General features: G+C 36.2%; 4 protein-coding genes. All 4 read left to right on the top strand.

All coding sequences use genetic code 11. The features are described from left to right. Window positions 1-180 precede the first annotated feature (180 nt). The 4 genes from O5O44_RS10455 to O5O44_RS10440 all read left to right on the top strand — a co-directional run bounded on the left by O5O44_RS10455 (window position 181) and on the right by O5O44_RS10440 (window position 14,078). Window positions 181-1,506, top strand: a complete 1,326-nt coding sequence (locus O5O44_RS10455) for a beta-helix domain-containing protein (protein ID WP_289194306.1) — start codon at window positions 181-183, stop codon at window positions 1,504-1,506. A gap of 145 nt (window positions 1,507-1,651) precedes the next feature. After that, complete coding sequence (locus O5O44_RS10450) at window positions 1,652-3,091, top strand: T9SS type B sorting domain-containing protein (RefSeq protein ID WP_289194305.1); 1,440 nt, start codon at window positions 1,652-1,654, stop codon at window positions 3,089-3,091. Window position 3,092: 1 nt separating this feature from the next. Then, window positions 3,093-5,762, top strand: coding sequence for a PorP/SprF family type IX secretion system membrane protein (locus O5O44_RS10445; RefSeq protein WP_289194304.1), 2,670 nt, complete (start codon window positions 3,093-3,095; stop codon window positions 5,760-5,762). Between the two features lie 75 nt (window positions 5,763-5,837). Then, entirely contained in the window at window positions 5,838-14,078 is an 8,241-nt protein-coding gene (locus O5O44_RS10440) for a T9SS type B sorting domain-containing protein (RefSeq protein ID WP_289194303.1), read from the top strand. The last annotated feature ends 7 nt before the right edge of the window (window positions 14,079-14,085 follow it).

Here is a 14,085-nt window from a genome sequence, read left to right as displayed (position 1 = left end):
AACATTTAATATTTAACCAAAATTTTCGCTCATTCATTTACGGTTTATCGATTAAAATTCTTATAAAAAATCAAATTTTAATGTATTTCAACGAAATTATTAGTATTTCATGGATTTTTTTCTATATTTGAGTATTATTTTAAATCGAAGTTTTTTTGATTTAACTAAACCATTTTGACTATGAAAAACTTTACCCAAATCATTTTCATACTACTTGTGTTTGTTGCAAATTGTTTTGCTCAGCAAGAAAAAGGGATTTACAGTGAAGAAAATTGGCTTGATAATTGGGCAGAATTTAACCCAAATCAAAACGATTATGGAGAACCAACTAAAATTTTGGCTGGTAATATCTCTGAAAACACAACCTTGTACAAAAAAGAAGTGTATTTACTTCTAGGAAGTGTTTTTGTAACACAAGGTGCAACTCTTACTATAGAGCCAGGGACAGTTATTCTTGGCGATTATAAAACAAAAGCGTCTCTTAACATAACTAGAGGATCACTCCTTATGGCAAATGGGACTGAAACAGATCCCATAGTATTTTCTTCGAACAGAAGTGTTAAAAGGCCTGGAGATTGGGGTGGACTAATCGTTTTAGGCAACGCACCGATAAATAGATATGGCACCGGATCTGTTGCTATGTTTTATCCAAATCTAAGCGGAAGTGATTATGTGCACACTAATTATGGTGGTGACGAAAAGTTATCATGTTCTGGTAATATCTCATTTATAAGAATTGAATACGCTGGCAATAGAGTTTCTGAAAATAGTTACTTCAATGGCTTACTTCTAGCTGGTGTTGGTGAGCAAACAAACCTTACAAATATTATGGTTTCTAATTCAGAAGGCAATGGTCTTGAAGTTTGGGGAGGTTATTTAAAATTAAACAAAATGGTGTCGTATAAATCTCAAGGTATCGACTTTAAATTTAATTATGGTGCACAAGTAGATATGTTTAACTCCTTAGCAGTTAGATCGCCTTATGCTTCTAACGGTTTGGGTTCAAAATGTATGGTGGTAAAATCATACGATAAAAAACAAGAATTTGATTTTTCTAAAGACCATACCACAGTAAAGGCTCAGAACCTAACTTTTTTAAATACGAGTGAAAATTTGGCTAATGATATTAAAATGAATTTAATACAAGAAGCAGTTTTTATTGGAGCTGACGCTACTTTAAATATGAACAAAAGTGTTATTTCAGGGTTTAATCCCGCCGTAATATTAGACGAGAATATTTCAATAAATCAAGAAAATCTTGAAAAAATTGGGTTCAATGCGATGCTATTTAACAATTGTAATGGAAACATTTTTGTTGAATACAACTCAAATAACGAAGATTTAGAAAATTGGTATGGCAATAGTGCTTTTTATAATGTGTACTCTAAAAGTGATAATCATGAAACCTTTATAGATGCACAAAATACTAGAAAACCAGATTTTAGATTGAGAATCAATAAAATCATTGCTTCAAACGAAGTTGATTCAGATTTACTAATGGATTAAAGAATTAATTATTTAAAAAAAAACTCTAGAAAGCTATACTTAAAAAACTACCCTATTAAAAATATTGGAAATAAAATTAACTCTAACATTTCATGTAGGAAGGTATAAGTTTCTAGCTGTTTTATTTTATAAAAAATAAAATTGTATGAGGAACTTTTCTCTATTTTATGCGGTAGCTTGTTTCATTTTACTATTAAATGGAACGGTTAACGCACAAATAGTTATTAGTAAACCTAGTTTAGGTTTTACACAAGCATGCGCAAGTCCTTCATTTAATACTTACAATGTTTCGTTTTCATTTTCACCAGAATCAGCTTTAGGTGCTTCAAATCAATTTATCGTAGAACTTTCTGATGGTAACGGAAGTTTTTCAAACCCTACTACAGTGCATACCACTGCTTCTGGTGCGGTTACAACATCTCCAGTAAATATTAGTTTTTCATTGCCAACAACAACAGCTGGTGAAAATTTCAGAATAAGAGTTAAAAGTACAAATCCAACATCAATCAGTTCAAGTTCAAACGCTTTTCCTGCATATTATAAATTACAAGACACGCCGTTTTCTATAAATAATTTAATTGCTTCAGGCGCATATTGTTCTGGTGGTAGTTATTTATTATCAATAGATAACCCAGGAGGGCCTTCAAATGATTCACCATTAAATTACCCATCTTTAACTTTTAAATGGTTTAAAGAAACAAGTCCTACAACATCAGTATTTGTTGCAGATGGCGAAACTTTGTTAGTGAATCAACCAGGAACTTATTTTGCAGAAACCAATTATGGTAGTTGTACATCAAATTCATTTTCAAATCGCGTATCTGTAAGTGAAGCTTCATCAGGCTCAACAAGTAATATCAATTCTAGTTTAGGAAATCCGTATTGTTCAGCAGACGGACCAACAACTTTAAGTGCGATTAATGCAGATGCTTATCAATGGTTTAAAGATGGCGAAGCTATTTCTGGTGCAACTAGCCAAATGTACGATACTAATGAGTCAGGAACTTATACCGTAAATATCGATTTAGGCAATTGCATGACCAGTGCCTCTATAGAGCTAGAGAACACCGATTTTACAAGTAGCATTAACGTTGAAGAAATTAATAATTTAAACGATAACGAAAGTTTAATTGCCACGGTTACAACCTCAGCGAATAGCCCTGATTTTAAATGGTATTTAAATGATACTATGATCAGTGAAGCTTCAGGAAATAGTTACCAAATAACACAAACAGGCTCATATAAAGTTGTGGTGACGCAAACTTCTGGTTGCAACGCAGAAACTGAGTTTCCTTTTATAGTAAGATCTGCATTTCCAGATGTTGCTGAAATTCCAAATGTTATAAGTCCTAATGGTGATGGTACTAATGATACCTGGGAAATTCCTCCACAATATGTTAGTGGTACTAATACCATAATTACTATTTACAGTGCTCAAGGAAATATTGTATTTAGTACGAATGATTATCAAAATAATTGGCCAGATAATAATATTGAATTTCAAGATATAAACCCTTTGTATTATTATGTCATAACCCCTTCAAACGGTAAAACAAAAAAAGGCACGATCACGGTCGTCAAATAGCATGAAAAAATATCTATTACATATAGTTTTATTTTTCTGTATTACACAGCAGCTCTATTCTCAAGACGATGGAGTTGTTGCGTTTAACATGCCTAGTAGAAATTCGTTAAAATTTAACCGACAATATATTAACCCAACATTCAATTTTGTTAGAGAGCAAAACAAATATATTAGTTTTAATAGTAAGAGAGAATGGGCACAATTTGATAACGCGCCACAAACCTATTTGTTCGCGTATTCCGGGAGATTCCGAGAGAATATAGGAGCCGGAATTTCGCTATTTCAACAAAATTATGGGGTCTTAACGGCCTTTGGAGGTGTTGCTAATTTTGCATATAATGCTGTTCTTGATAGGGACAGCAATTTGACTTTTGGTATGAACCTAGGGTTTTACAAAAGTGGAATTAACGATGGAAGCGTAATTACAAATTTTCCCGATTCATCGCTTGATGACGTGCCATCAAATTCAGTTATTACCTTGAACCCGGGAATAAATTATGGAACAGAATTTTTAGATTTTGGACTTTCTGTTAAAAACTTAGTTTCATATAATGTCACGTCTTCTAAAATGATAGAAGATAACCCAGAGCAAAGTTTTCAAGCACACATCATGTACACAGGCTATATGAATAGCAGAGGTTTTTTTGATGAAAGCAGGTTCACAGGTTTAGTAAGCGCAGAATTAAGAAAAGAACAAACTGTAGTTGGAGCAATGGTAATGTTAATGGTACCAAAAGGAATTTGGTTTCAAGGCGGATACAATAGTTTGTATGCCTTTTCTGCTGGAATAGGTTTAAATATTAGTCCGCAAATAGTAATCGAATATAATTACGAAAAAGGCGTTGGCGGTTTTTCAACTTTTGGAAACGCCCACGATTTTACTTTGGCCTATAAATTTAATAATAGAAATAGATACGATTATGCTGGTGACGACGATGAAGAAGCATTGTTAATACCATCTAATGGTAAAACAAGACCAATTGCTAAACGAAGAAACACTTCAAAATCAAAAACATCTAAGAAAAAAGTTACAGTGGCTTCTGATAACACCAAGGCTAATTCCGATAAAGTCATAACAACGAAAGTTAAGAATGAACTAAATGAAGAACCTGCAATTCAAGCACAAGAAGAGGCAAGAGCTCAAGAAATTGAAGCTGCAAGATTGAAAGCAGAACAAGAAGAACAAGCAAGAATAGCTGAGGCAGAAAGAGTAAAAGCTGAGGCCGAAACAAAAGCAATTGCTCTTGAGGAAGCGAGAATTCAGGCTGAACAAGAAGAGCAAGTAAGAATAGCTGAGGCAGCCAGAGTCAGGGCAGCAGGAGAAGCAAAAGCTAAAGAACTTGAAGCCGCTAGATTAAAAGCAGAACAAGAAGAGCAAGCGAGAATAGCTGAGGCAGCAAGAATTAAAGCTGAGGCAGATGCAAAAGCCAAAGCACTTGAAGCCGCGAGGTTGAAAGCAGAGCAAGAAGAGCAAGCCAGAATAGCTGAAGAAGCAAGAGTTCAGGCCGAAGCGGAAGCAAAAGCCAAAGCAGTTGAAGCGGCAAGATTAAAAGCAGAACAAGAAGAGCGAGCCAGAATAGCTGAAAAAGCAAGAGTTCAGGCCGAAGCGGAAGCAAAAGCCAAAGCAGTTGAAGCCGCAAGATTAAAAGCAGAACAAGAAGAGCAAGCCAGAATAGCCGAAGAAGCAAGAGTTCAGGCCGAAGCTGACGCAAAAGCTAAAGCACTTGAGGAAGCGAGAATTCAAGCAGAACAAGCAAGAATCGCCGAAGAAGCAGAAGCTAAAGCGCAAGAAGCTCCACTTAATGAAGCAACGAAATCTTTAAATGAACTTGAAAAAGTTATAAGTAGTACTTCGGATGAACAAAGTTTAATGTTGAATGAATTGAGTTCTAAAGTTGCAATTAAGCAACAAGATTTAAACGATTTAAAAGAGGAGAACGATTTAAGTGAAAAAGGCATAGTTAGTGCTCCAAAAGCATTTAAAAGTGTTTCTGCTGAAAATGCGGTTATCGAAAGCTTGAAACTCAAAATAAATAATTCAATAGAATTTGGTAATGCTAAAATTACAGAGATTGAAAAGCTTTATAGAGACCGTCTTAAAAAGGTAAAGAGCAAAGAGGATACAGTAAATGTGGCATATGCAAACGCGATTCAAGAATTAAAATCAGAGCAAATACAATCTAAAAATATGTTGCAAAACTTAATGACAACATTAGATGATATTAAGGTGGCAACAGATTATGAGAAACGAAGACGAATTAAACGTGCTGCTTATGATAATGAAGATGATAGATATTTTAAAGATAGAGCCACTTTAGAGCGTATTAAGAAATTTACGCAACCGAGTTCACAACCATTAACATCGGAAGATTTTAATCATGGTGAAGCGTTAAGCAATATTCAAATTGTTAAAAATGTAAGTAAAGTTGAATCTGGTTATTATTTAGTTATTGCGGTTCATACAGATGTAGCACAAAGAGATGCCTTTTTAGAGAAAGCCATTGCTGCTGGACAAAAAGATATCAATTTCTTTTTCGATGTGAATACAAGTAAATATTATATCTACTATGAAAAATATGATGGAATAGGAGAAGCTAAAACAGCTTTAGATAATAATAAAGGAAATAAACCATACAATAGTAAAATGGCTATGGTTAAAATTGAAAATTAATTGGAATAACAAAAATGATTATAATTTCTTTTTGAAAATGCCCCAAGTAAAAAAGGAAGAATAAATATTATTACTATGAAAAATCCTACTATAAAACATACGGCCCTCGTATTATTGCTACTCGTATTGAGCTTGCAAATGTTTGCGCAAAATTTTGTTCCTTTTACGCCACGGTTTAATCAAGATTTAAAAGGAGATATCCAGTTAATTGGGAATAACATATTGGGGCCAGATAATAATGCTTTTAATGATGGGTCGGTGTACAACCATACCGTAAACATGGTATATATTGATATTGACGGAGATCCAAGTACTTTTAGTTCTTCCAGTGCCGACTTAACAATTCCAAATCCTGGATGTTATAGAATTATACATGCCGGATTGTATTGGGGAGCAGTTACAGAAGGAGCAGAACCTTTTACAAATGTAAAGTTTAAAGGGCCTACGGGTGGTTATAACGACATAGTTGGTACTGTTATTTTTGATGCCAACGGAACTTCGGTTGATGCTGGTGATAGTTTTCCTTATGCCTGTTTTGCCGATGTAACTAATATTGTAACAGGATTAGCTAATGATTTAGGAACGTATACTGTGGCCAATGTCTCAAGTGCTCAGGGTCGAACTGGAGATTTTGGAAATAATACGGGGCATTCAGCAGGTTGGTCGCTCTATATTGTTTATGAAGACCCAACTTTACCAGGTAAATCTATTACTAGTTTTGATGGGTTTAGTGCCATTAGTATTCCTGGAGCTAATCCAACATTAGATATTCCCGTTGCAGGATTTAGAACAGTTCCTGCACCTGCACCTGTTAGAGCTAATTTTGCATTTGCAACTTTAGAAGGCGATAGTCCAATTTTAGGAGATCAACTTTTACTAAACGGATTAAATCTTTCTACTGCGGATAGACCAGCAACAAACTTTTTTAATAGTTCAGTAACACAATTGAGTGCGTTACCTGTTAACAATAGAAACCCAAATAGTACAAACACCCTTGGATTTGATACGGGTGTGATGGTTGTCCCTAATCCAGCAAACTCAGTTATTGCTAACGATGCGACTTCTGCTACGGTACGTTTGGAAACAAGTGGGGATACCTATTTTCCATATTTTTTCTCTTTAGCGGTAGATATTATAGAACCTTATATAGTTTTAACCAAAATTGTTGAAGATGCTGCTGGCAATGATATTGGCGGGCAATTGGTTAATCTTGGTGACGAGTTAAACTATATTTTAGGTTTTCAAAATACCGGAAATGATAACGCCACTAATCTTATAATAAGAGATATTCTTCCAACAAATATTGTTTTTAATTACCCTGCAGATATTGTTTCATTACCTGCTGGTGTTACAGTACAAAGTTATAATCCTACAACAAGAGAGATTGTTTTTGCTGTGGACAATTCAATCGTTGAAGAGAACGATCCTGTACAAGAAATTCGTTTTAAAGTAACTGTGGTATCAACGTGTAGTTTGTTAACCGATGCCTGTTCGAATATAATTAGCAATCAAGCGTACTCCACTTATAACGGAACTTTAAACCCAACATTTACCATATCAGACGACCCAAGTTTTAACACTAATACCGGCTGTTTATTAACACCTGGTGCAACTAATTTTTTAGCTGATATTGATTGTACTTTTGAAGAAGAAGTTATCCTTTGTGGTGCTAGTACAGTTTTAACTTCAGGAAACGGATACGACTCTTACTCATGGTCTACAAGTCCCACGGGTTCTCCTGTAATAGGAACAACACAATCTATAACCGTAACTTCAACAGGAACGTATTATGTATGGAATACTGCAGTGGCACCATGTCAGTCTACCGAACAAGTTTTTGAAGTGGTTACTTTTGGCGCAGGAGTTACTAATCCTGTAATTCCGTACGCAGACCAAGTTGTAATTTGCCCTAATGATGGTAAAGAATTACCTAATATCTTTTTATGTGGAGGCAACGGACCAAGACTTATTGAAACCAATATTACGGATACAACATCTATTATATGGGAACAATTAGATGAATCGAGCTGTACGGCTGTGTCAAATCCAGATTGTGCCAATGAAGATGCTTCGTGTACTTGGAATCAAGTAACAACAGGACCAAATTTTTTAGCAGATACTGCAGGTCAGTATCGATTAACATTAAACTACGACGGTGGATGTTTCAACCAGTTTTATTTTAATATTTATACGAATTTACTCGTTCCAACGGTAACTTCTAGAGATATTTATTGTACTACTTCAGGTGAAATTGTTGTAGGTAACGTTCCAAGTGGTTATGAATATAGTATTGATGGTGTAAACTATCAAGCTAGTAATGTGTTTTCGGTGAATACACCGGGTATATATGATGTTTATATTAGACAAATAGGAGTAGACCCAAACCCTTGTATTTTTACCGTTCCTGACGTTCAAATTAGACAAACAGATTTTACAGTTTCAACAATTATAACGCAACCTTATTGTAATGGAGAATTGGGAAGTGTTTCGGTGGCTGCTAACGATGTGCGACCACAATATTTCTTTTCGATTTCTCAAGGAGGAACTTTGGTAAATAGTGTTGGACCAATTACTCAAAACGATTATACATTTTCGAACTTAAATCCTGGAACGTATACGATTGATGTTTCAACTGAAGATGGATGTATACACTCAGAAGATATTGAAATTATTGAACCTCCGTTGTTAGAAGCCACTTCGGCCTTAACAAAACCGTTAACATGTACTGATGGTGAAATAACAGTGTATCCAACTGGCGGCACACCTCCATATTTTTACTTTGTGAATGGATCAAGCGCATTTCAAACCACACCAATCATACCAGTTTCAACAGCAGGAGTTTATGATATTCTTGTAGTAGATTCAAATAACTGTTCTGCACAAACATCAATAACTGTAGAAGCAGTACCTGCTCCTGATTTTACAGTGAGTAAAACCGATATTGCATGTTCAGATCAAGGTGATTCAGGCTCCATTACAATAAACGTGACTAATCCTAATGGAAACACATTGCAATATAGTATAGATAATGGCACAACGTTTTTAAATTCAAATGTGTTTACTGGTCTTGCGGCTGGAAATTATGATGTGGTTGTGCAATATAGTTCTGGTCCTGATGCCTGCGTAACATTGCCACAAACCATAACAATAACCTCACTGGCAACGGTAACAGGAACGGCCACTTTAACGTCTCCATATACCTGTATATCAGATGGTGTTATAACAGTATCTGGTGTAAGTGGAGGTACAGCGCCTTATTCATATAGTTTAGATGGTGTAAATTTTCAAACTGGCACAACGTTCAGTGGATTAACCGATGGAACCTATACGGTAACTATTCAAGACTCAAGTGGATGTGCATTTATAGCAGCTTCAATTACAATTGATTCACTAGATCCACCTACGGATATGGATTTCTCTAACACACCAGTTAGTTGTCCCGCCCTGACTTCAGATGTAACCATTACAGGGACTACAGGAGGAACAACACCTTTAGAATATCAAATAATTGCGCCTTCAGGAGCTGTAACACCTTACCAAAGTTCGAATGTGTTCTCTGGTTTAAGTCCTGACACCTATACTTTTCAAGTTAAAGATGCAAACGAATGTACGTATAGCGAAACTTATACGATAGCGCCGATACCTCCTATAACTGTAAGCACAGTAATTACTAAAGATTTAGATTGTACAGCATCGCCCGAAGGTATCATAACAGGAAATATTTCTGGAGGAACAACGCCATTTACTTATGCAGTTTCATTTAATGGAGGTGCTTACAGTGGCTCTAATACCGTAACAGGAACTACTTTTACCCATACTGCGGCTACCGACGGAACTTATCAATTTCAAATTACAGATGCTAATGGTTGTATTGCCGAATCCGGCGTACAAACAATTAATGCCATTTCTTTACCAGAAATACTTTCGGTAACTCAGACTCAACCGATTTTATGTAGTGGCGATAGTAATGCAGCTATTGAAATTACGATTAATAATTCAGTGGGGACTGCACCCTTCACGATTAATGTTTATAATAATACAACCAGCACCGATTACGGAACTCAAACTTCAGGATTATCAGCAGGCGATTATACCATTACTTTAACCGATGCTAATTCTTGTTCGGATACCGAAACAATTACCATTTCAGAACCAATTCCAATCGATTTTACTTTAACCAAAGTAGATATTACTTGTAATAATCCGGGTGGTTCAAGTCTCGGTTCAATCACGATACAAAATGTAACTGGAGGAATGACGGCTTTTACGTATTACATAACAAATAATTTTGGCGATGTTATACCTGGAAGCCCATATTCAGCGGTATCAAATGAAGACCATACGTTTAATATTATCAACTTTGGAACTTATACCATAACCGCAGTAGATGCTAATGGATGTAGTTTGTCTAAGCAAGAAGTTATAGCCTCACCACCATCAGATTTATTAATTGATGTAACTACAACCGTACCTGATTGTACATCAGGTGGCACTGCGGTAGTTGAAGCGATTTCGGCTGTGGGAAGTGGAAGCTATGAATTTGGTATTTTAGAATTCAATACAGTTCCTTATACATTAACTTATTTTCCATCTGATGTTGGATTTCCCAACCAAAGAACATTTACCAATTTAACTCCAGGTGTTGTTTATACTTTTGTGGTTCATGATTTAGTTACCGACTGTTATTATGTAAAATCTGCGGATTCAGCAATCGCTCCGGCTTCCACTTTAACGTCATCTGTTGTTCCTAATAATGTAGTTTGTCAAGGTGAAAATAATGGAAGCGTAACCTTTACTATTGATAATTTTGATAGCACGACGACTTCTGTTGCATATGAGATTTTTACTGCCTATACGAACGTTTCAGTAAGTGGACCAACAAGTATAGCAGTAACTTTCGGAACACCAGAAACAATTACTACTCCTGCACCAGGAACTTTGGCTCCAGGTCAATATTATATCCGATTTACTGAAAGCGGTACAGGGTCATATGATGGTTGTCAATCAGCATCAGCTATATTTGAAATTAGAGAATCAGCTGAATTATTAGAAGTCAATGCATATGTTGATAAGCCAGCTAATTGTAATCCTAATTCAGGAATTATAAGTGCTATTGCAAGTCAAGGAACGCCTCCATACTTATATCAGATAACAACATCAGCAATTCCGCCTGTAGCCACTGATCCACTGTGGTCATCGGCAAGTACATTTAATGTAGATGCAAATAGCTATTATGTGCATGCACAAGATGCTTATGGTTGTATACAATCTACACCAATAATTGTTTTGCCATCAGATCCAGAACCTGTAATCACAGCAAATGTAAATAATCAATGTACAGTTTCAGAAGGTGATTTCGCGATAGATGTAACATTGACTTCAGCAGGAATAGCGCCTTATAGTTTTAGTATAGATGGAGGAGCTTTTCAAAACAGAACAGCCCCTTTTACAATTTCTGATTTATCATCTGGAACACATACCGTTGAGGTTAGAGATGCAAACAATTGTGGAAATATAGTTACGGTGGATATTGAAGCCTCTTTAGCATTAACACCAAGTGTAACCATTTTACCAACTTGTAATAATGATGATGGTGAAATTACTATAACCGGGTCAGGCGGAACAGGTTCATATACCTATTCTATTAGCCCAAATCCTGCTTCAATTACGTTATCTGGTAATGTGTTTTCTGGAGTACCTTCAGGGACTTATGTTGTTACTATTACAGATACGGTAACTAGCTGTTCAGAAGATGTTACTGTAGTGCTTCCAGAAGCTTTATCTCCTTCAATAACAACTACGCCTTCTGCGATAACCTGTTTTGGAGCCAACGATGGCGAATTCGAAATAAGTGTCAGTGGATATTCCGGACCATATACTTATGAGGTTTTTGATAGTTCGATGGTATCTGTTTTAGGTCCTATTGCGGCAAATACGTCAACCAACCCACAATTAGTTTCAGGCATGTCGGCGGGATCATTTACGGTAGTTTTAACCGAAACTGCAAGTCCGTTTTGTTCTGCAACGGCGTCAGTAATTATTCCATCTCCATCAGAACCATTAGCCTTAGTCATTTCAGAAACTTCAAACGTTACTTGTGATGATGATAAAGGTACAATTACAGCCACAGCAAGCGGAGGTTGGGGAAATTATCAGTACGAATTAACAGGTGCTGCAACAGTAGCTTATTCACCTAACGGGACCTTTTCAAATTTATCTGCAGGTTCATACACTGTAAATGTTATGGACGCTGGCGGATGTATCGTTTCAGATAATATTTCACTCATTTTACCAACACCAATAGACGCGACAATTAACGCAACACCCAGTATGCTAACATGTTTTGGAGATACCAATGCAAGTATTACTGTTAGTGGTGTTACTGGTGGTCAAGGATCAAATTATACATATACTTTAAACATGGTTACACCTGTTGTGAGCTCTTCAGGTCCGCAAACTTCACCAATTTTTAATGGGCTAGGAGCAGGAACATACAACGTGGTTGTTACAGATGGGTATAATTGTGAGTTCACTACTTCTAATGTTACCATTTCTCAACCAACTGAAGTAGAAGCTAGTTTAGTAAAAGCAACGTCTCAAACATGTACCACGATGGCAACTTTAACATTAAGTGCCACAGGCGGAACAGGTATTTACGAATATAGCGATACAGCCACATTCACAAATGTCATCGGAACTTTTGTGTCATCTGTAACTTTCTCAGTTTCAACAGGAACATTCAGGTATTATGTTCGAGATGCTAATGGCTGTTCTGCACAAGTTTCAAACAGTATTACTAACGATCCGTTACCAACTCTTACGGTAAGTCTAGATACAACAAATGCAACCATAAGTTGTGCCGGAGATGATAATGGAGTTATTATCGCTTCAGCGGAAGGTGGCCTTGGTAACTACGTTTATACTTTACAAGATACTTCAGGAAATCCAATAACACCGGTAACTCAAGATAGTCCGGGAGTGTTTACAAACTTACCTGTAGGCAATTATCAAGTGCAAGTAGATAGTGGAGATTGTTTAGTAGTTTCTGCTGTGGCACCAATCGATAATGCGGCACTACCTTTAGATGTGTCATTTAATCCAATTGATGTTACCTGTAATGGAGAAAACGATGGTATTTTAGAAATCACTGCTTCTGGTGGATCAGGTTTTATAAAATATGCAATTTCACCACAGCTCGATCAGTTTTTTGATTTGGCCGATGTTGAAAATTTAGCACCTGGTAATTATGATATTGTTGTACAAGATGAGTTGGGTTGTTATGTGACTTATAACTTTGATATTGATCAACCAGCACCGTTAGGGTTCACATACACGATACTCAGTGAAGCACCTTGTGATGGTGATACAACAGGCTCTTTTAGTATTGAAATTTTAGGAGGTGAACCTCCGTATAGTGTGAGTTTAGATGATGTAAATTATATTCAATTACCATTAGGAACAACCACCTACACTTTTGATAATTTAGAAGGTGGTGAAAAAATGGTTTATGTCTTAGATAATAGTAATTGTGGTGGCGATAGTCCATTTTCAATTCCTTTAGCAGAACCCATCGTTTTAGAACCTATAGCCGATATAGATTATGAATGTATTAATGATGCCAATAATACTAATACGGTAACCAATACAGTTACCGTTAGTGTAAATTCGAGTATTGCCGATACTTCAGTTTTAGAATATGCTTTAGATGGAGGCCCATTTGCAACCGGAACGGGCGTATTTGAAAACCTATCTCCTGGTTCGCATTACATCGAAGTACGCCATCCAAATGGTTGTGTTCAAATTACGGATAACGGCATTCCTTTTGAAATTGAAACCTTTCAACCTCTTGCTTTAGCAATCGCAGATGGCGGTCTCAATGAAATTGTGGCATCAGCATCTGGAGGCGCAGAACCTTATGAATTCTTACTTAACGGACAATCGTTTGGAAACGAGAATACTTTTTTAATTTTTGAATCTGCTGACTATACCGTAACGGTTATAGATGCCAATGGTTGTGAAGTTTCAGCTTCTAGATTCTTTGAATTCATTGATGTTTGTATTCCAAATTATTTCACCCCAAATGGCGATGGCAATTTAGATGAATGGGGCCCAGGTTGTGCTGAGCAATACCAAAATTTAACCTTCAATATTTTTGATAGATATGGAAGAAAAGTAGCCACACTAAAAATTGGCGATAAATGGGATGGAAAATATAAAGGCGTTGAGTTGCCTTCTGGTGATTATTGGTATGTTGTAAAATTGAATGAGCCGAGAGATAAACGTGAATTTGTAGGACACTTTACATTATACAGATAAACGGATA

It is taken from the genome of Algibacter luteus (assembly GCF_030344935.1).
Classification (GTDB): Bacteria; Bacteroidota; Bacteroidia; order Flavobacteriales; family Flavobacteriaceae; genus Arenitalea; species Arenitalea lutea.
Note: the sequence above shows the minus strand (reverse complement) of the source record. Positions and strands in the feature narration are given on the sequence as shown.